15 protein-coding genes are annotated in these 19,574 nt (G+C 47.2%); 6 read left to right on the top strand and 9 right to left on the bottom strand.

Features of this window, described 5'->3' with window-relative positions; translation table 11 throughout:
• Positions 1 to 4: 4 nt before the first annotated feature.
• Positions 5 to 1,708: a M23 family metallopeptidase gene (locus HB364_RS07470; RefSeq protein WP_167287233.1), complete on the bottom strand. Its 1,704-nt coding sequence runs from the start codon at positions 1,706 to 1,708 to the stop codon at positions 5 to 7.
• 409 nt (positions 1,709 to 2,117) lie between these two features.
• Here HB364_RS07470 and HB364_RS07465 point away from each other — a divergent pair, with 409 nt between their 5' ends.
• The 3 genes from HB364_RS07465 to HB364_RS07455 all read left to right on the top strand — a co-directional run bounded on the left by HB364_RS07465 (position 2,118) and on the right by HB364_RS07455 (position 6,197).
• On the top strand, positions 2,118 to 2,333 hold the full coding sequence (locus HB364_RS07465) for a hypothetical protein (RefSeq protein ID WP_167287232.1): 216 nt from the start codon (positions 2,118 to 2,120) through the stop codon (positions 2,331 to 2,333).
• Between the two features lie 462 nt (positions 2,334 to 2,795).
• Positions 2,796 to 5,618 carry a carbamoyl-phosphate synthase large subunit gene (gene carB, locus HB364_RS07460; protein WP_167287231.1) on the top strand — a complete coding sequence of 941 codons (2,823 nt, stop codon included), beginning with the start codon at positions 2,796 to 2,798 and terminating at the stop codon, positions 5,616 to 5,618.
• Positions 5,619 to 5,726: 108 nt separating this feature from the next.
• Entirely contained in the window at positions 5,727 to 6,197 is a 471-nt protein-coding gene (locus HB364_RS07455) for a DinB family protein (protein WP_167287230.1), read from the top strand.
• 9 nt (positions 6,198 to 6,206) lie between these two features.
• Here the strand turns inward: HB364_RS07455 and HB364_RS07450 are convergent, their stop codons facing one another.
• The 4 genes from HB364_RS07450 to HB364_RS07435 form a co-directional block, all read right to left on the bottom strand.
• A complete protein-coding gene (locus HB364_RS07450; protein ID WP_167287229.1) occupies positions 6,207 to 6,863 on the bottom strand; it encodes a response regulator transcription factor in 657 nt (218 codons plus the stop codon).
• Positions 6,864 to 6,875: 12 nt separating this feature from the next.
• A complete protein-coding gene (locus HB364_RS07445) occupies positions 6,876 to 7,685 on the bottom strand; it encodes a sensor histidine kinase (RefSeq protein ID WP_167287228.1) in 810 nt (269 codons plus the stop codon).
• A gap of 118 nt (positions 7,686 to 7,803) precedes the next feature.
• Positions 7,804 to 8,445, bottom strand: coding sequence for a hypothetical protein (locus tag HB364_RS07440; protein WP_167287227.1), 642 nt, complete (start codon positions 8,443 to 8,445; stop codon positions 7,804 to 7,806).
• 84 nt (positions 8,446 to 8,529) lie between these two features.
• Positions 8,530 to 9,036 carry a hypothetical protein gene (locus tag HB364_RS07435; RefSeq protein WP_167287226.1) on the bottom strand — a complete coding sequence of 169 codons (507 nt, stop codon included), beginning with the start codon at positions 9,034 to 9,036 and terminating at the stop codon, positions 8,530 to 8,532.
• A gap of 607 nt (positions 9,037 to 9,643) precedes the next feature.
• On the opposite strand from HB364_RS07435, the gene HB364_RS07430 reads away from it, so the two are divergent.
• From HB364_RS07430 to HB364_RS07420, 3 genes are read left to right on the top strand one after another with little or no spacing between them, the layout of a single operon-like run.
• Positions 9,644 to 11,728, top strand: a complete 2,085-nt coding sequence (locus HB364_RS07430; protein WP_167287225.1) for a ComEC/Rec2 family competence protein — start codon at positions 9,644 to 9,646, stop codon at positions 11,726 to 11,728.
• 32 nt (positions 11,729 to 11,760) lie between these two features.
• Entirely contained in the window at positions 11,761 to 13,284 is a 1,524-nt protein-coding gene (gene purH / locus HB364_RS07425; RefSeq protein WP_167287224.1) for a bifunctional phosphoribosylaminoimidazolecarboxamide formyltransferase/IMP cyclohydrolase, read from the top strand.
• Positions 13,285 to 13,297: 13 nt separating this feature from the next.
• Complete coding sequence (locus HB364_RS07420) at positions 13,298 to 14,263, top strand: DMT family transporter (RefSeq protein WP_167287223.1); 966 nt, start codon at positions 13,298 to 13,300, stop codon at positions 14,261 to 14,263.
• On the opposite strand, the gene HB364_RS07415 is transcribed toward HB364_RS07420, so the two are convergent.
• The 4 genes from HB364_RS07415 to HB364_RS07400 form a co-directional block, all read right to left on the bottom strand.
• Positions 14,223 to 15,542 (bottom strand): DUF7033 domain-containing protein, encoded by a 1,320-nt coding sequence (locus HB364_RS07415; RefSeq protein ID WP_167287222.1) that lies wholly within the window; start codon positions 15,540 to 15,542, stop codon positions 14,223 to 14,225. The two genes, HB364_RS07420 and HB364_RS07415, sit on opposite strands and share 41 nt — an antisense overlap.
• A gap of 69 nt (positions 15,543 to 15,611) precedes the next feature.
• Positions 15,612 to 17,000, bottom strand: a complete 1,389-nt coding sequence (locus tag HB364_RS07410) for a LutB/LldF family L-lactate oxidation iron-sulfur protein (protein ID WP_167287221.1) — start codon at positions 16,998 to 17,000, stop codon at positions 15,612 to 15,614.
• A gap of 28 nt (positions 17,001 to 17,028) precedes the next feature.
• Entirely contained in the window at positions 17,029 to 17,628 is a 600-nt protein-coding gene (locus HB364_RS07405; RefSeq protein WP_167287220.1) for a DUF3109 family protein, read from the bottom strand.
• Positions 17,629 to 17,747: 119 nt separating this feature from the next.
• Positions 17,748 to 19,532, bottom strand: coding sequence for a tetratricopeptide repeat protein (locus HB364_RS07400; RefSeq protein WP_167287219.1), 1,785 nt, complete (start codon positions 19,530 to 19,532; stop codon positions 17,748 to 17,750).
• Between the last annotated feature and the right edge of the window lie 42 nt (positions 19,533 to 19,574).

Below are 19,574 nucleotides of genomic sequence, written 5' to 3'. Positions count from 1 at the left end.
AGCGTTATCTTGTAAACTTAAAAATCTTTTCTGTCCTGTTGCCTGCTTCATCCTCCGCACTGATCACCAGCTCATGCTCACCGGCCAGGCATTTCTCATCAAACCGGTAAATGAAAGTACGTCCTTTATCATTTGTAAACCGCAGCCACTTGCCATCCAGCAGGGTACGTACATTTTTAAACCGCTTCATATTATCCGTAACCGTAAATACAATGCGGCTGGCCCTGCTCAGGTCGGCCCCATCGGTCAGGCCGGTAGCCACGATCTGGGGAGGCTCCTCATCGGTGATCAAACGGTACGACCCGAAATCACGGAAGCGGGCCGAGGCCCAGCCATTTTGCCATTCTACCTTTTGCACATCACTCCGGCTGCCACTGTACCACTGCATCACCGTATGCTGCCGTTCATTAACAGTCAACGGGCGGTTTGGTTGGATGCGTACAAGGAATGCTTCCTGCAGGGGAATGGCAGAACTACCGATGGTATGTACATCCGATACACCCTGCGGGTGGGTATTTGCCGACTGGCTATGCCGTATATGCACGGAATCGTACAAGCAACGCTCTCCGATATAGAACTCACAATGGGGCGTTTCAAAGCCATCCAGCATAAAAGGGTAAAACATTTTATCCGCATTCGTTACCGGCGCTACAGCCGCTCCGTTATACTGAACAGTATAGTGGAGGGTTGCGGTATTATTATACCCGTCCTTTATCACAATACGAACGGCATGAGCCGCTCCGTCGCTGATGTCAATAACACCATCTCCTTTTACCTTCTTATAAATGGAATTGATATACCCCGGCGGGTCCGACAAATGCTGCAACCAGGCGCCGCCTGCCGCCTTCGTACGGTAATCTATATGGGCATTCAGGTAGCGGGTATCATTATAGCTGATATCGTCCATCCGGAAGCCGGTGATCAGTTCCTCATCCACATACAGTGAGGCTTCATAAATACCATTCAGGTTGGAAGAGCCGGTATGGGTATCAAAGGCGGTAATGGCAAAACTTACTCTGGGAGAAGCTGCCGTAACCAGGGGTGGTGCAGTGGTATAGTTGCTGCCGGTTCCCTTTATGGGAATAATCCGGGGCGATTGCTCATACAGGCTCCTGGTCCTGTCATACACGGCCAGCCGTAAAATGCGCGGAGTCGTATTATCGGCCAGCGGAAATCCAAACAACATCGGATTTACATTCACATCATCGGCCGTACGCCTGACCTCAAAATGCAGGTGCGGCGCCTGGGAGCCGCCGGTATTGCCGCTATAGGCCAGGAAATCGCCTTTCTTTACCGGGAACTGACCAGGCACAGGTTCGAGCGTAACAGCCCACGATTCGCGGGCATACTGCTGCTGCTTTACCCAGTATTCCAGTTTTGAATTAAAATCATTGAGGTGCGCATAGAGCGTAGTAAACCCATTGGGATGATTAATATAGATGGCGCGGCCAAAACCACCGGGCTCAATCTTGATCCGGGCTATATACCCGTCGGCCGCCGCATACACAGGCTGGTTCTCGCGGGCCTTCGTTTTCAGGTCAAGCCCCATATGGTAATGGTTGGGACGTAGCTCACCAAAATTGCCGCTCAGGTCCATCGGGATCTCCAGCGGGTTGCGGAAATACCCCTGCGGGTAATCAGCAGGCTGAAAAAGCTGCGCCTGCAGGTGTTGGGCACAACCTAACAATACAAAAACCAATACACGCATCCGATCAAATCAATTTATGGGTTAGTAGTGTGCAAAACTACGGGAATCCGCCATCCTGCATCCACCTCCTGATTCTGGAATTCCTCCATCCACTGGAAATAGACTACCAATCACTCGTTTTGTTTACTGCAAATGAAAAAAAAGCGACTAATTACATGAACGATTTGGCTAATAAAATACCGGATTTGACAAGCCAATATTAAACTAATATTAAAAATCCGGCGGTTGGGTTACCCGGCACGGCAATGGGTATAAAGAGAAAGGACAGATGGATTCGCTATTAGTATGTTAAGTTTTAAAAATACCCACTTAGTTGTATGTTTTTTTATGAACTATGGAACAGCTTTTGGCGTATATAAATTGTCTAAGATTATATGAAATGAAAGAATAAATCTACAACCTGTGTTTTATGAGTATGATACGTAACAGGACGGTTTTACTACTGGCATTAACGGTAGGGTCCATAGTCGGGATGTTCAAAGGAACAGAAGCTAAGCAGAAATGGGTATTTCGTATCAAGAGCCGTTTTGAGGAAAAGCGCCATCTGGCAGAAGAGAAGAAATTCATTCGCCAGGGCGGTGTGCCGTTGGATGATATCGAGATCGCTGCTTTTCACAACAACTGAACACATCAATTTTTTTCTACCAGCAAATAATAGCCTCTGCCGGTGGGAGAGGCTTTTTTATTTCCCCTTCTTTACTGCTATCCTTATAGCAACCTTACAACGATCTTACAGCGACCTTACAGCGATGTTATAGCGACCTTATAGCGACTTTACTCCCACCTAACCCCTGCCTAACTCCCGATCAACTCCCACCCAACTCCCTATCAGGCCCCTATCAAACAGCCTATCACTGTCAGCCCTGGTTCGTGTCCCAGTCAAGCCTTGGTTTGTGTCCCAGTCAGCCTTGGTTCGTGTCCTCCGAACCAACCCTAACCCCCTCTAAATGACCCCCTTCCCGTCATCTTTGCCATGAGCCAAAAAATAATCCGCATTATTCCCCCCATCACCTTACTTTTGCGCAATTTATCCCGCCGGTAAGACCGGGAATTTTTTAAAAAAAGCAAAAAAACAGCGTAAAAGAAGATGCCCAAAGACACCTCGATCAAGTCAGTACTTATCATCGGTTCAGGACCCATTATCATCGGACAAGCTTGTGAATTTGACTACTCCGGCACCCAGGCTGCCCGCAGTCTGCGCGAAGAAGGGATCAAAGTGATCCTTATCAACAGTAACCCCGCCACCATCATGACCGATCCTATGATGGCCGATAAAGTGTACCTGCTGCCCTTAACAGTAGAGAGTATTGAACAGATCCTGGACGAAAACCAGATTGATGCCGTACTGCCTACAATGGGCGGACAAACGGCCCTCAACCTGGCCAAAGAAGCCGCAGAACTGGGCGTTTGGGAAAAATACCATGTCCGTATGATCGGCGTGGATATTGAAGCCATTGATACCGCAGAGGACCGCGAGAAATTCCGCCAGCTCATGGTAAAGATTAATGTGCCGGTAGCACCTTCCAGAGTGGCCAACTCTCTGCTGGAAGGAAAAGAATTTGCCCAGGCCATTGGCTTCCCCCTCGTAATCCGCCCTTCCTTTACCCTCGGTGGTACAGGCGGCGGCTTTGTACACGACAAATCTGAACTGGAAGCAGCTCTCGACAGAGGTCTTAAAGCCTCCCCCATCCACGAAGTATTGGTAGAAAAGGCCGTACTGGGATGGAAAGAATATGAGCTGGAGCTGCTGCGCGATAAAAACGACAACGTTGCCATCATTTGTACGGTAGAGAACGTGGACCCCATGGGCGTACATACAGGCGATTCCATTACCGTGGCGCCTGCCATGACCCTGAGCGATACCGCCTTCCAGGATATGCGCAACAAAGCCATCCTCATGATGCGCAGCCTTGGCAACTTTGCCGGCGGCTGTAACGTACAGTTTGCCCTGAATCCCGAAACAGAAGAACTCATCTCCGTAGAGATCAACCCGCGGGTAAGCCGATCTTCGGCCCTCGCCTCCAAAGCCACCGGATACCCCATCGCCAAAATAGCGGCCAAACTGGCCATCGGTTATAACCTCGATGAGCTGAAAAACCAGATCACCCAAACCACTTCCGCCTATTTTGAACCGGCGCTGGATTACGTGATCGTTAAAATGCCCCGCTGGAACTTCGACAAATTCAAAGGCGCCAATGATACCCTCGGCTTGCAAATGAAGAGCGTGGGTGAGGTAATGGCCATCGGAAGAAGCTTTACAGAAGCCATCCAGAAAGCCTGCCAAAGCCTGGAGAACAATGCCATCGGACTTGGCTACTACGGCCATAGCCGCATGCACGCCGAAGAGCTCATCGAATACATCAAAACCCCGAAATGGGACCGCATCTTCCGTATCAAGGACGCTCTCACACTGGGCGTATCTGTAGGCACCATCTCCAAAGCCACGGGCATTGACCGCTGGTTTGTGAATGAGGTCCAGAAGATCGTGAACCTGGAGAAGGAGATAGCCAAATACAAACTGGCTACTCTGCCCGAAGATGTGCTGAAACAGGCGAAATTCCTCGGCTTCAGCGATCAGCAGATCTCTACCATCATGCAGGACGGTAATGACGAAGCCGTCTATGAGAAAAGGAAGGCAGCCGGCATCACCCGCGTATACAAAATGGTAGATACCTGCAGTGCAGAATTTGAAGCGAAGACTCCCTACTTCTACTCCACTTTTGAATCCGGCAACAATAGCGAAAGCAAAGCCAGCAAAAAGAAAAAAGTCATCGTACTGGGCTCAGGCCCCAACCGCATCGGTCAGGGTATTGAATTCGATTATTGCTGTGTACATGGTCTGCTGGCCCTCAAAGAGTGCGGTTATGAAGCCATCATGCTGAACTGTAATCCTGAGACCGTTTCCACAGACTTCGATATGGCCGATAAATTATACTTCGAGCCGGTATTCTGGGAACACCTCTGGGAGATCATTGAACTGGAGAAACCGGAAGGGGTGATTGTTCAGTTGGGCGGACAAACAGCCTTGAAACTGGCCGAGCGCCTCCATGAAAAAGGCATCAAGATCATTGGAACTTCTTACGACAGCATGGACATCGCGGAAGACCGTGGCCGCTTCAGTGACCTGCTGAAAGAATTAAATATACCTTACCCCGACTATGGCACTGCTTTTACAGTAGATGAAGCTGTTGAAGTGGCCAATAAAGTAGGTTATCCCGTACTGGTTCGTCCCAGCTATGTACTGGGCGGACAAAGGATGCGTATCGTGATCAATGACGAGGAAGTAGAAAAAGCAGTAGTAAGTCTGCTGAAGCATATCCCCGGCAATAAGATCCTTATTGACCACTTCCTGGACCGTTGCCAGGAGGCGGAAATAGACGCCATCTGCGATGGGGAAACCGTTCATATCATGGGTCTTATGGAGCACATTGAGCCGGCAGGCATCCATAGCGGCGACAGTAACGCCGTATTGCCGCAGTTCAACCTCTCGCCCCTGATCGTGGAAACCATGGAAGAATACGCCAGGAAGATTGCCTTCAAACTCAATATCAAAGGGCTTATCAACATCCAGTTTGCCATCAAGGATGGTAAAGTGTATGTGATAGAGGCCAACCCGCGCGCTTCCCGTACCACGCCATTCATCGCCAAAGCTTACCAGATACCTTACCTCAACATTGCTACCAAAGTAATGCTGGGCGAGCAAAGGCTCCGCGACCTGAAAGTGGTGAAGCGCCTGAAAGGATATGCGATCAAGGAACCGGTATTCAGCTTTGAGAAATTCCCGGGCGTGAACAAGGAACTGGGCCCTGAAATGAAATCGACCGGCGAAGCGATCCGCTTTATCAAAGACCTGCGCGATCCTTACTTCCGCCAGTTGTACAAAGACAGGAGCATGTACCTGAGCAAATAATCCCGTTTAAAAGACAATAGTCTGACAATAAAAAATCCCGGTTCATGCAACCGGGATTTTTTATTGGTATGGTTTTTTAGCCGTGGTACCTTTATACAAACAATTGCCATGAACAAGGAAGTACAGTACATCATTACCACGCTGCAGGGATCCCTCGATGGCGATCCCTGGTATGGCCGCTCCCTCTATGCGATCCTGAAAGAAGTAGAGCCTGCCAGCGTCTTCATCAACCCTGATGAAAAAGGCCATGCACTGATTGAAATACTGTACCACATGATTGCCTGGGCAGAGGCGGTGCAAAGCACCCTGGAAGGAGATACCCAAAAACAAATAAGTTATTATGAAGCGCTCGACTGGCGGGAAATAGACCCTACCATCCATACCTGGAAAAACGGGGTCAATGAGTTAAAGGCAACTCACCGGCGTATCCTTGAACTGCTGCAATCTAAAAACGACGATTTCCTGGCATCACCGGTCAGTCAGCGTACCTATACCATCGGCTATATGCTGCACGGGCTGATACAGCACAATATTTACCACCAGGGGCAAATAGCCTACGTAAAAAAATTACTGGATTAATAGTGCGTCCTAAGCTTCTACCATGCCGTGGCGGATGGCATATAATACCAGCCCCACCCTTGTTTTTACTTTGAGCTTTTCAAAGAGGGAGTTACGGTAGTCATCTACCGTCCGTGGACTTACAAACATTTTAGCGGCAATATCCTTATAAGTAAGCTCTGAGCATACCCATTGCAGGAATTCCTTTTCTTTCTCTGTCAGGGAAATCGGCTCATCAGGCTGGTCAATATCCTTGTGCAGGCCGCTGATGATCTTGCCGGAGATATATTCTGAGAGGTAAAAATTCTTTTCCATCACCGAATCCAATGCCAGCTTCAGCTCTTCAGGCTCTGTATTCTTCATAATATAGCCTTTGGCGCCCAGCCGCAGCATGCGGATAATGGTACTTTCATCACTGGACATAGACAAAGCCAGTACCTTGATATGAGGGTGATTCTTGAATAACCATTTCACGGTTTCATATCCATCCATGCCGGGCATACTTACATCCAGCAGGAGAATATCCGGAATAATATGCTTGCTGATCTTGTCCTTTACATCTGAGCCATTGTCGGCCTCAAATAAAATAGTGTAATTCGCAAACGTGCTGATCAACCTGGCCAATGCCTTGCGCATCAGGGTATGATCATCAGCAACCGCTACCTGTATTTGTTTACCAACTGTCATTTCGGAGAGTGCTTAGCTTTCTTGTGGCAAAGATAATTGAATGGTCACCGTAGTTCCCTTCCCCGGAACACTTTTCATATCTAAATCAGCACCAATCAGTTTTGCCCTGTTGAAGATACTCTTTAATCCAACACCAGAGGAAGAAGAAACAGAATTTCTCTTGGCCTCCACGTCAAATCCGACGCCATTATCGGCCAGGGTAAGGACAAACCGGTTATCTTCCGAAAAAAGCAGGCTCACAGCAACTTTAGCAGCCTGGGAATGCTTCAGAATATTATTCAGCATTTCCTGGAACATCCGGAACAGGAACGTGGCTTTCTGGCCATCAAAATCATACTCCGAACCTGTTACCTCATACTCCACGTCCATCAGACCGCTCTTACGCACGTTCTCCATCTCAAACCGGATGGCCTCTACCAGGCCTATCTGGGCGATACGGTCACTATGCAGACTTTTGGTAAGATCAGAAAGGTCCAGGGCTGCTTTATTCAGTATTTGCCGGGAAGTAAGGATAGGTTCATACGCTTCATGGTCCTTATCAATGGGCAATATGGCCAGTGATAACTTCACTACCGATAAAACCTGCCCGATATTATCATGTAATTCCTGCCCGATCATCTTGAAAGTCGCTTCCTGGATCTCCAGTTGCGAGCGCAATACCTCCTGCTCATACAGATCCTTCATCCGGGCCAGTTCACTGGCATGCCGGTGCTGCCTGCGCTGGTACAAAAACAGGGTGGCTACGATAAAACCTACCAGTAAAAGGGCTATCACCCCTCCAATGATCACGATAGAATAAATCTCTTGTCCCTGGTCTTGCATAAAGAATAGTACATAATATGAATAGTAAAACAGCAGCCGGGCCGTAAATTATAAATAAATTTTGATCGGCCGCTGATCTAAATAACAGGAAGACCGGACTTTAGGGTAGTTATATACTTTATAAAGCAGGCTTATGGAACCTCAACCTGCATAAAAAGCCAATGGTGAACAACGAGTAGAGCAGTACGTTAAGAAAGCTTAAAATAAAAGTCAGGTTCTCCAGCAGCAATGGCGAAAGCCGGTATAAATAATTGGCCAGCCCCAACAGCGGAAAGCTGCAACAGTAAAAAAACAACAGGCCGCAGCATATCCAGAAAGCAGGTTCCCGGGCAAGGTTGATCGCCTGCTTCAACTGGAACAATTCAAAGAAATAATAGATACCAATAATAATGATCGCCAAACTGCCTATGGTATAAACAGTACTGCTAAAAGTATCTGTGCTTTGCGTGGAAATGATCAGGATACCCAGTATGGGGAACAGGACTGCAATACCCAGCAGTATTCTTTTTATTTTCCGGTTCTGAACGATCCGTTGCAGCACATACAAATAATAAGTAAAAGAATAAACAGAAAACAGGTTATACAGGTAAACATTTTGCTGTCCGGTGGAATGAAGGTACCTGCCATAGATGTCAGTAAACAAACAACCCAGTAAAAAAACCGGGAAAGTTTTAAGATAAAACGGGGTTCTGGGCGTAAAATAGACCGTAATACCGGCTATCAGGCTGATCAGAATAATTATAATGCTGATATATTGCATATCCCCTTAAAAATAGCCAGTATTTCTTAAAAAAGAAAACCTCCCGCCAGGCGGGAGGTCGAATTAAGTAAAAAGGGACTGCTGTTAAACGATAACCACACCCTTGTCGCCACGGTCAACGATGGTTACGCCAATACCACCCCATTCATCACCGGCGGGTTCTGCAGGCTTGATAGGACCGCCATTGGAACAGTTGGGAGGGCACATCTGGCCATAATTGTAAGCCAGGATGGAATTGCCCTTTCCGGTGTTGACGTAAATGTCTTTGTTGGCCACGCCTGCTGCGGTAGTATTTGCCTTAGTACCTACCAGCACCAGCGTTTGCCTGTCGGCATAAGCAGGATTCTCTGCAAAATCGGATGAATAAGCACCAAAATAGATCTTAACACCATCTGCGCCGTACATCTTTATCTTTTCAATGAATTGTTCCAGTTCTTCTACGCTATACCAAACACTCAACGAATCTTCCTTGCCAATGCGCTCTGAATTCTGCGCCCATCTTTCCTGTTTGTAATTGCGGATTAAGGTGTCTACGTAAGTAGTGTCTACGAATTTTCCAACCTTTACGGTTTTTTTTTCAATAGTTGTCATTGCTTGGGGGATTTAAACATGAATGATTTAATTACCGGTGTAAAATTAATCAGGGTAAACGTACATCTTCGGCTACAATAGAGTGTTAGCCATGTAATTACAAATTAGTATTATTCGTAAAGCGAAGTAACTCAAGGACTCGTGTGAAAAACATCGGAAAAAAACCGCTAAACAGCCGGCTTTAAAACCGTAAAACCATGGGGCGCCTACCCCGTAAAAAAACGGGGCATATCACCCCCGTCATTCAACTGAAAAAAATCCCGTCATTAATAAATAGCACTTTGTATGGGTAGGTTAGTTTTTTGTCTGAAATTAGATACTGGAGAGTTGCTATCATCCCGTTTTTCAAAATCCAATACTCCTGTGAAAGCCAGCCGACAGATTTCCTCAAGGCCTTTGTTCACGCAAATAACTTGAGGAAATTTTATTCTGATCCTTCCAAATTCACTAATAGCACCGCAACTACCTGATTTCCCATTGCCATTATGACCTTATCCTATTTTTTCATCTTTCAGGGTGGAAGTGGTGCTTTTTCTTCTCTAATTCAATACTGACGCGACTTGTAGCCCTTTTTGTTAACTGAGTTTTCCCCTCTTTTAGTATGTATTTGCCCGGATTATTTGCCTGGAAAGAGGCCCCTTTCCTACGCTTTATTATCCCCTTTATAGCAGGTATTATAGCCCAATCCTGCAGCAGCCTGCCTGTACAAAGCGCCTGGCTGATTGCCGGCTGTTGCAGCGCCTATATGGGGTTATTTTCACAGATTCCGCTTTCCCTGCAATTCAGGTACCGCTCCATCAATGGCATTGCACTCAACGGCCTGCTTTTTATAGCCGGGGTATTATTGGTACACTATAAGGACATAAGGCGCTCCCCGCAATGGTTTGACCTTATTTATACCAGCGGCGATGCACTCCTGGTGACCATAGAAGAACCGTTAACAGAGAAAGCAAAATCTTACAGAACAGTAGTGTCTGTTGAGGCAATCATAAAAGGAACACAGGTACAACCGGCAACAGGAAAGCTCCTGTTGCATTTTCAAAAAGACAGCGCCCCGCCCCAACTACATTATGGAGATCAGTTGTTATTTGCCAAAACACCCGAACACATTAACAATACGGCGAACCCAAATGCTTTCAATTATGCCCGGTATTGTGCCCTTAAAAGTATCTGGCACCAGGTATACCTCAGACAACAAGAATACACAGTTGCAGAAAAAAAACAGGTTAACCCCGTAAAAAAAGTACTGTTTTATACCCGTAAAAAAGTGCTGAATATCATCCGGGAAAACATTCCTGACAAAAAGCAAGCCGGATTAGCAGAAGCTTTGTTAATTGGTTATAAAGATGAGCTCGACAAACACCTGCTACAATCATATATCAACACCGGTGTGGTACATATCATTGCTATTTCAGGGTTACATCTTGGTTTAATTTACGGGTTACTGATCCTGGTGTGCACACCTTTGCGCGGACAATGGACACGGTGGGCCACACCCCTAATTATACTTGCAGGGTTATGGTTATTTACCCTCCTGGCCGGAGCCACCCCTTCCGTGTTGCGTTCAGCAGTCATGTTTACCTGTCTTATTATTGGCAATTCTTTAACACGCCCGGTTACTGTTTACAATTCACTGGCTGCATCAGCCTTCCTGCTGCTCTGCTATGACCCCTGGTTATGCCTGGATATAGGTTTCCAGTTGTCCTATGCTGCCGTGCTCAGCATCGCACTTTTTATGAAACCTGTTTACCAGTGCCTGTTCATACAAAACAAATACCTGCACTATTGCTGGAAATTAGCAGCCGTTACCCTCGCCGCACAAATACTCACCCTCCCCATCAGCATTTACCACTTTCATCAGGTCCCTAACCTTTTTCTCATCGCCAACCTCATAGCCGTTCCCTTATCAGGTATCATACTAATAGGCGAACTTGTATTATGCGCCCTGTCCTTCATCCCTGTTGCAGCAAAAACTACCGGTTGGTTATTGGATAAACTCATCCGATTGTTAAATGAGATTATTGAGCTCATAAACCAGGTTCCCTTCAATACTACCGGCGATATATCCATAAGCCTGGTGCAGTTGATACTGCTATACACTATCATCGGCTGCCTCGCCGCCTGGTTATTACAAAAAAAGAAAGCTGGCCTGCTGATGGGTTTAGGAGCTGTATGGTTATTCTGTATAGTGGGTCTACAATCCTGGTGGTCATCGGCCAGGCAACAAAAAATAATCGTATACAACATTCCAAAGCACCAGGCCATTGACTTCATTGATGGCCGGCATTACCTGTTTACAGGCGATTCATTACTCCTGGAAGACCCTTCCCTGCAAGACCGCTATCTAAAGCCCTGCCGCATCGCCCACCACACCAGGCCTGCCGATAGCATCCATCACCTGTTCCGTGCTGACTCCCTTTTCCGGTTGGGCAATACCTCCCTGCTCATCATTGATGAAACCTTCTCTCCCGGAAAATCAGCCGCCGGTATCCCTATAGACCTTATTGTACTCTCCCGCAATGCGAGGGTCACCATACAGGAATTGGCAACTCTTTTCAAGGGTAGCACAATCATCATTGATGGCACCAATTCACGCTGGAAAACAAGCAGTTGGCAGCAGGATTGCCATAAGTTGGGCATTGCCTGCCATGCGGTGGCCAACCAGGGCGCTTTTGTTTTCACCCTGCATTAAGTTACCTTTGCGCCTCATTTTACAGTTTTACTATGACAAAAAGGATCCAATCTGCACTCATTTCCGTTTTTTATAAAGATGGCCTGGAACCAGTGGTACAACAACTGCATCAACTGGGCATTACGATCTATTCTACCGGCGGCACCCAAAGCTTTATTGAAAAGCTCGGTATTCCGGTGGTTCCTGTAGAGAACCTGACCACCTACCCCTCTATCCTGGGCGGACGGGTTAAAACCCTTCATCCTTCCGTATTCGGCGGCATCCTCGGACGCAGGGATAATGAAACAGACCTGCAGGAAATGAAGCAGTACAAGATCCCGGAAATAGACCTGGTGATTGTAGACCTCTATCCTTTTGAGGAAACAGTAGCGAGCACCAGCGAAGAAAAACTGATCATTGAAAAAATAGACATTGGCGGGCCTTCCATGATCCGTGGCGCCGCCAAGAACTTCAGGGACCTGGTGGTCATTGCCGCCAAAACTGAATATGCACACCTGGAGCAATTATTGAAAGATCAGCAGGGTACTACCAACCTCGAACAGCGCAGGGCCTTTGCCGCCAAAGCATTCGAAATAGTAGCGCACTATGATGTGGCCATTGCCAAATACTTCAACCCCGGGAATGCCCTGTACTTCCTGGAATCCATTCCGCATCCCAAAACCATGCGCTATGGCGAAAACCCGCACCAGACAGGCGTGTTTTATGGCAACCTGGAACAACTGTTTAACCAGCTCAACGGAAAAGAGCTTTCCTATAATAACCTCGTAGATGTAGATGCAGCCGTACAGCTCATTGGTGAATTTGGGGGTGATGCCGCCAATCCCGTGTTTGCTATTATCAAGCACACCAATGTATGTGGTATCGCTTCCCGCTCCTCGGTAAAAGAAGCCTGGGATGCTGCCCTGGCCGGCGACCCGGAAAGCGCTTTTGGTGGCGTGCTCGTTTGCAATGGCACGATAGACAAAGCCACTGCTGAAGCCATCAATGAGATCTTCTTTGAAGTATTGATTGCACCTGCTTTTAATGAAGATGCTTTGACCATCCTGAAGTCGAAGAAGAATCGTATCTTATTACAACAGAAAGCCCCTTTCAAAAAAGCGGAAGAATACAAAGCCGTGCTCAATGGCGTATTGATACAGGGAGCTGATGAAGGCAACTACCTAGAATGGAAAGAAGTGGGTGGCCGTGATACCACAGCAGCAGAAAAAGATGACCTCAGCTTTGCCAACCTGGTATGTAAACACCTGAAGTCAAATGCCATTGCACTGGTAAAGAACAAACAACTCATCGGCAAAGGTTGCGGACAGACCAGCCGTATTGATTCATTACGCCAGGCTATTGAAAAAGCCGGCCAGTTTAAATTCGATCTGAATGGGGCAGTATTGGCCAGTGATGCCTTCTTCCCGTTCAATGATTGCGTACAAATGAGTCATGCAGCCGGTATTACCGCCTTTATCCAGCCCGGTGGCTCTGTGCGGGATAAGGATTCCATCGAATATTGCCAGCAAAACAAACTGGCGATGGTAATGACCGGCATGCGCCACTTTAAGCATTGATCGTACAACAACAATGGCCGCCCCAACTTATATAAAACCTTTCCTTCAGCAACGGGGCACTCGTTTCAAAGCCCTGTTTGCCCTGGGCATGGTATGCTTTTTCTGGGGCACCACCTGGATCGCTTCGCGGCAGGGAGTTAAATACATGCCTGCCCTGCAACTGGCAGGCATCCGTCAATCTATTGGCGGATTGCTCTATGTCATTTTCTTTCTGAGTAAAGGAATAGCCTGGCCGCGGGGAAAAGAATGGGGCCCCATCATTGTGCTGAGCCTGCTCAACTTTGCGTTAAGCAATGGTTTATCTACCTGGGGCGTGAAATATATTTCAGCAGGTCTGGGCGCTATCATTGCCGCCACCTTCCCTTTATGGATCGTTATCATCAACCTCTTTGTGGCCAAATCGAAAATACCGGTCAAAGCGGTCATAGGCTTATTGCTGGGCTTTGCAGGTGTATGTGTCATATTCTATGAGCACCTGGCCGACTTCCTCGAAGCAGAGTTCCGCTTTGGTATCCTGCTTTCACTGGCTGCTTCGTGGACATGGGCCTTTGGCACCCTGTATACCAAGCAACAGGCGGCTGCCTTCAACCCCTACTTCAGCCTCGGTCTGCAAATGCTTATATCCGGCATCCTCACCACCATCATTACTTACGCCTTTGGAGAGCCCATCCCCATCAGTGATATACCCTGGCAATCATGGACTGCCATCGCTTACCTCGCAACCTTTGGCTCCGTCATCTCTTTTATTGCTTATCTGTATGCATTGCAAAACCTGCCCACCGAGCAGGCATCTATCTACGCCTACATCAATCCGGTGGTAGCAGTGCTCCTGGGATCATTATTGTTCAATGAAAAGCTCACCCTGTTCATTGCAGCGGGCGGCACCATCACCCTGCTGGGTGTGCACCTCATCAACCAGGCTTTCAGGAAAAAAATAGCTAATCCGAGTAAGCATCCCAATACACCGTCTCGCGCATAAACAACTCAAACATCTCCCGCCAGCCGGCGAAGTTAGCATCGGTACCCAGTATGGAATTATGCCAGATGGAGATCATCATACCATTCACCTTTTGTACCTGCTCATGATACAATATCAGCTCTGCATAAGCTTGTTGCGGGGAATCTCTTTGCTCGTACAATGAATTGGCATCCATAAAGCAAAAAGGATAAATAAGCAGGGGAGTAGTAACTTCTTTTTCCAGGTCGTACCAGGCAAAGGAAGAGCATACAGAGGCCCTGAACCCATTGATACTGCCATATCCCATCGAATAATCCTTTTCGATACCCGCCTTCATCAGGCGATGGTAGGTATCAGGCAACGTAAAACGGATATAATGCTGGCGGCTGCGAATGATCTCCGTACCGGCCACTACTTCCAGCCATTCCTTTTCTTCCAACAACAGGTCGGTATCATCACCGCTCTGCCACGAGGGATGTATCCCCGTTTTATAAGTATTGGCATAATACTCGATCAGCTCGCGAAAGGGCTTTATATGGGTAGGCGTATTCTTGTCATAACCCACCTGCTTCTGGGCTACCAGAAAAAAATAATAGGGCCTGGAACGGCAATACAGGTGCAGGGCATCCAGCCACTCAAAGCAATCATACGGGTCCCTCTTCTTACCCCGCAGCACAGCCCACCTGTCTTTTACCTGCGACCATTGCCCTTTCAGCACAGACCTGGCAAAGCCTCCGGCCGTACGGACAAATCCTTTATGCAGATATGACCACGCAATATCAATATCATAAGAGAGGATACATTTGAAATTCTTCTTCCTGAACAGCAGGCCCGGAAACCTTTGTGTAAGGGTCTGCTTCAAATGCAGCAGCCAGTAATTCACCAGCGGCTGATCTAAAAACCCTTCCCGGAATGCCAGTGAGTTCGTATGTGCATACCGGCCATATTCGTCCTTTTCATGCGGCAGGTATTCTTCATAACGGCTCAGCAGGTAAAAAGAAGCCGCCAGGATATCAAATGGAAAATCGCCGGTAGTGGGGAAAAAAGCCCGGTGCCCCTGGACATTAAAGCAATGTATAGATTGGGGGGTGATGCCCTTTTCCCAAAGCAATCCAACAGGGTGGATCGTAAATACAGCGCCAGGAAAAACCTCAGACGAATAATTCAGCCTGGGGCCATCATTATGCTGAAAAACGTTGCTATCCGAAGTAATCAAAATAGGCGCATCGAACAATTCTTTGCTGAAAAAATCAACAACATATTGCAGTCGGGGAGTAATGGTATTACAATAAAGCAGCATCCGTCACACAAAATAGAAAAGTCAACTGATAAAGTTGACTATTGAGCAATAATATTGGTATTTTTTGACTTAGGAGGTGCCGCGTGGGGCATGACGTTCGCGCCACTGTTCATTAAACGTCTTACCGGCAAAATCCAGGTCGCCACGATGGGCTGTCCAGCCTTTAAACACCTTATTTACCATCCAGTTCTTCGTTTTCTGGTTACCGCGGTTCATCCATTTGCGGTTCAGGCTGGCTATTTTCCAGGCCTTCCAGGCCATCTTCTCTGTCCAGCCGGCCGCCCCTGCTTCTACTGCTTCATGCCGGTTTTCCAGCAACAACTCATGCAGGTTGATCTTAACCGCACAAACCTCGGTACAATTGCCACACAGGGACGAAGCATAACTGAGATGCTTCCACTCATCCAGCTCTTTTAAATGTGGGGTGATCACCGAACCAATAGGACCACTATAAGTGGTTCCATAAGCATGACCACCAATATTCTTATACACCGGGCAGGCGTTCAGGCAGGCTCCGCAACGGATGCAATACAGGCTCTCCCGCGTTTTTTCATTGGCCAGGATATTCGTGCGCCCGTTATCCAGCAAAATAACATACATCTCTTCGGGGCCGTCTGTTTCGCCGGGTTGCCGGGGTCCGGATACAATCGTATTATACACCGTAACCTGCTGCCCCGTGCCATACGTAGCCAGCAGGGGCCAGAACAATCCCAGGTCATTCATGGAAGGGATGACCTTCTCAATCCCAACGATCGCTATATGTGTTTTGGGAAAGGCACAACTCAGCCGGGCATTGCCCTCATTCTCAGTAACAGCAATGCCGCCTATATCTGCGATAATAAAATTGGCGCCGGTAATACCGATCTCAGCCTCTACATACTTTGTCCGTAACTTTTCCCGGGCCACCAGGGTCAACTGGCTGGGTGTAAGATTGGGAGCTGTATGCAGCTTATTATAAAAAAGCTTGGCCACATCTTCTTTGCTCTTGTGCATGGCCGGCGTAACAATGTGATAGGGAGGCTCGCCATCCAACTGTTGTATATACTCCCCCAGGTCGGTTTCCACACTTTCAATCCCCTTCTTTTCCAGGAAATCATTCAGGTGGATCTCTTCCGTCACCATGCTCTTGCTCTTCACGATCGTCTTACAATTCTTCTCTTCACAGATCTTGGCGATCTCGTCCAGCGCCTGTTGGGCAGTCTCGGCCCAGATCACCTTACCGCCCCGCTTCATCAGGTTCGACTCAAACTCTTCCAGGTATACATCCAGCATTTCAATGGCCCGCCACTTTACATTCTTGGCGCGCTCCCTGGCCAGGTGTACATTGGTGAACTGCTCTTTGCCCAGCGGCACTGTCGCATTATACTTGCTGATGTTGAAATTCACCTTCCGCCGGTGTTCCAGGTCTGCCGCTTTAACGGTGCTCTTGGCTATGAAAGTTGAAACAATATCGCTCATGCATCCTGTTGTGGAGTGAAATACAAGGTTAATCTTCCTGCTTTGAGGCAAGGTACTTTTGGGCTGCTGTATCCAGCGCCTGGTAAAAATCCTCACCGTACTTACGGATAATGGGCTCCTTTAAAAACTGGTAGGCAGGAACTTTTAGCTTTTTGCCCAATCCGCAGGCAGGCTTACATAAAACTTCCCGGGGTTCATAATTCATCCGGTCAAAATCGCCGTTGCGGCCATTCTTCTGTATAATGGGGAAAAAATGACAACTGATAGGCTTCTTCCAGCCAATAACACCCTCATTATAGGCTTGTTCAAAAGCGCATTTAATAATCCCTTTGGAATCACGGATGCCATACACACAGATCTCATTATCATTACCCAGTGTAGGCGTTACCCAGCCAAACTCCCGGTGGTATACATACTTCCCTTTCCGCTCTATTTCTGCAATAGATTCTTTGGTAAGGTATGGCTTCACCTTGTCGTACAGCTCCACCATCAGGTCCAGCTCTGCGTCTTCCAGCGGTGCGCCGGCATCTCCTTCTTCACAGCATCCGCCTTTACACTTCACGAGATCGCACACAAACTGCGCTTCCACTACATCATTACTGATTAATACATTATCAACTGCTATCAAGGGTATTATATTTTTACCTAGCAAATTTACGATTAATACCCGAAGTCGAAGGGCAGAAGTCGGAAAACAGGGTTTGCGACCTCTACGGCATCAGACATCCCGGCTGCAGACTTCCGGTCTCATACATTCTCCAGCGAAGTCTGCACCTTTTTCTTCCTGAACCATTTGTCATACAGGTTCCTGCCTTTGGCCAGCAGCAGGTGCTGGGAGGTGAGGTAATGGATTACCTTCTCTTCCAGCCAATGGTGCAATGGCAATAACAGCGCGATCAGCAATATCTTAATCGCCATTACCTTCCAGGGCTCTCCATGCGTCCAGTCATGGATCTTATGATCGGCCAGCAGGATAATAAACTCAAAAAAGAAAATGAAGGCAAAGAAGCCAAGTATCTTAATAGTCGTTTTGGATACCCGGAAAATGCCCGCCATCACCAACAAAATAAAAATAGCAGCAATCGCTATTACAATACCCATATACTGGATATTATGACTGCGCGTCAGCTCAGCTTCTTTTTGCCTCGCTTCTCTTTCCTTGCGGCGATTCTCATTATCAATCTCAAGAGATAACAGGTCCTTTTCTTTGGCCAGTTTTTGCAGGCTGTCCTTGTACTGGTAATACAAGGAAGAGTACAAATGGGCCTTTTTGAAATCACCTTTAAATTGATAAAGAGAGTCCAGGTTCTGCGCCGCAATTTGCAGGTAATCCAGGCTGCCAATATCAGTGCTTAATTGTTTAGCCTTCAACAAGTAGGCGATAGCATTGTCATAATCGCCCCGCTTACGGAAATAATAAGCATAGCTGCTATAAAACCAATATTTATTGGTCTTGGTAACACGGGCTTCAATGCCAGGCTCAGCCAGTTTGAAATAATAAAGGGCTGAATCCAGTTTGTTTACAAAAGTGTACATAGCCCCGTAACTCTGGTACAGGAAATAATCAAGCCCTGCCTTCCTGATAAACTCTTCCATCTCCTTATGCGACTTAAAGTAAGCCAATCCCTTTTCAAACTGATTATTTATGAGGTATAGATTCACCAGGTGCCCATAAGTATTCAGTTTGAACACATCAAATTTCAAGGTATCGGCCAGGGCAATGGAATTCTCATAAAACTTTTCCGCCAGGTCAAATTGTTTGGCGCTCCTGTATATCGTGCCAATACTATTATACGTTTCCAACAGATCGTACAACTTATTATTGGCCCGCTGCAGGTGTACTTTTTTAAACTCAAAATCTTTAGCCTTTTCATAATCATTAAGTGTGTGGTAGAAGCCAGATAGGTTGGAGTACACACTGCGCAATAAGGCATACCGTTTATCCTGCTCCGCTACATCCAGCGCCAACAGATAATTACGGAACGCCAGTAACTTCTCATTCTTAGCCATATAGGTAGTGCCCAGTGATAACCAGGACATCACCTTTACAGAATCATTCTTGCTATTGGCAGCCAGCGCTACTGCGAGATTACTGAAATTAAGCGCTTTGTCTACCTCGCCAATGGCCCGGTTCCCCCTGGAAAGATATACATAAGCCAGTGCAGCATAATCATCAAGGCCATTGTTTTTAGCCAGTTCAAGCGCCTTATTGGAAAAATCAAGCCCTTTCACCACAGCATCCTGTGAACCGGAAAATTCATAAAAGCGCCGGGCATTACTAAGATAGGCCCTCACCATCAACTCCCGGTTACGGCTCATTTCGGCAATTTCAAGCATTTGATTGCCATACCTATCGGCCAGGGCATTATCAAGGCCCATATAATACTGAGACAGATCAGCTAACAATTTAATTTTATCGGCATCATTAGCAGCCTTTCCGAGTTCTCTTTTTAAACTATCTTCCAGATGAGTTTGAGCAGTAAGCAGGTAGCTTACGCCAAGTGTACACAGCAGCAGGAACACCCTTTTCATGTGTATGGTTTTGGTTGATTCAGGTAACCGAAAAATAAAGTA

Source organism: Paraflavitalea devenefica, assembly GCF_011759375.1.
Classification (GTDB): Bacteria; Bacteroidota; Bacteroidia; order Chitinophagales; family Chitinophagaceae; genus Paraflavitalea; species Paraflavitalea devenefica.
Note: the sequence above shows the minus strand (reverse complement) of the source record. Positions and strands in the feature narration are given on the sequence as shown.

Excerpts from the sequence above, each read along its gene's own strand:
- HB364_RS07470 (WP_167287233.1), bottom strand. The coding sequence starts at position 1,708 with ATGCGTGTATTGGTTTTTGTATTGTTAGGTTGTGCCCAACACCTGCAG.
- HB364_RS07465 (WP_167287232.1), top strand. The coding sequence starts at position 2,118 with ATGAGTATGATACGTAACAGGACGGTTTTACTACTGGCATTAACGGTA.
- carB (WP_167287231.1), top strand. The coding sequence starts at position 2,796 with ATGCCCAAAGACACCTCGATCAAGTCAGTACTTATCATCGGTTCAGGA.
- HB364_RS07455 (WP_167287230.1), top strand. The coding sequence starts at position 5,727 with ATGAACAAGGAAGTACAGTACATCATTACCACGCTGCAGGGATCCCTC.
- HB364_RS07450 (WP_167287229.1), bottom strand. The coding sequence starts at position 6,863 with ATGACAGTTGGTAAACAAATACAGGTAGCGGTTGCTGATGATCATACC.
- HB364_RS07445 (WP_167287228.1), bottom strand. The coding sequence starts at position 7,685 with ATGCAAGACCAGGGACAAGAGATTTATTCTATCGTGATCATTGGAGGG.
- HB364_RS07440 (WP_167287227.1), bottom strand. The coding sequence starts at position 8,445 with ATGCAATATATCAGCATTATAATTATTCTGATCAGCCTGATAGCCGGT.
- HB364_RS07435 (WP_167287226.1), bottom strand. The coding sequence starts at position 9,036 with ATGACAACTATTGAAAAAAAAACCGTAAAGGTTGGAAAATTCGTAGAC.
- purH (WP_167287224.1), top strand. The coding sequence starts at position 11,761 with ATGACAAAAAGGATCCAATCTGCACTCATTTCCGTTTTTTATAAAGAT.
- HB364_RS07420 (WP_167287223.1), top strand. The coding sequence starts at position 13,298 with ATGGCCGCCCCAACTTATATAAAACCTTTCCTTCAGCAACGGGGCACT.
- HB364_RS07415 (WP_167287222.1), bottom strand. The coding sequence starts at position 15,542 with ATGCTGCTTTATTGTAATACCATTACTCCCCGACTGCAATATGTTGTT.
- HB364_RS07410 (WP_167287221.1), bottom strand. The coding sequence starts at position 17,000 with ATGAGCGATATTGTTTCAACTTTCATAGCCAAGAGCACCGTTAAAGCG.
- HB364_RS07400 (WP_167287219.1), bottom strand. The coding sequence starts at position 19,532 with ATGAAAAGGGTGTTCCTGCTGCTGTGTACACTTGGCGTAAGCTACCTG.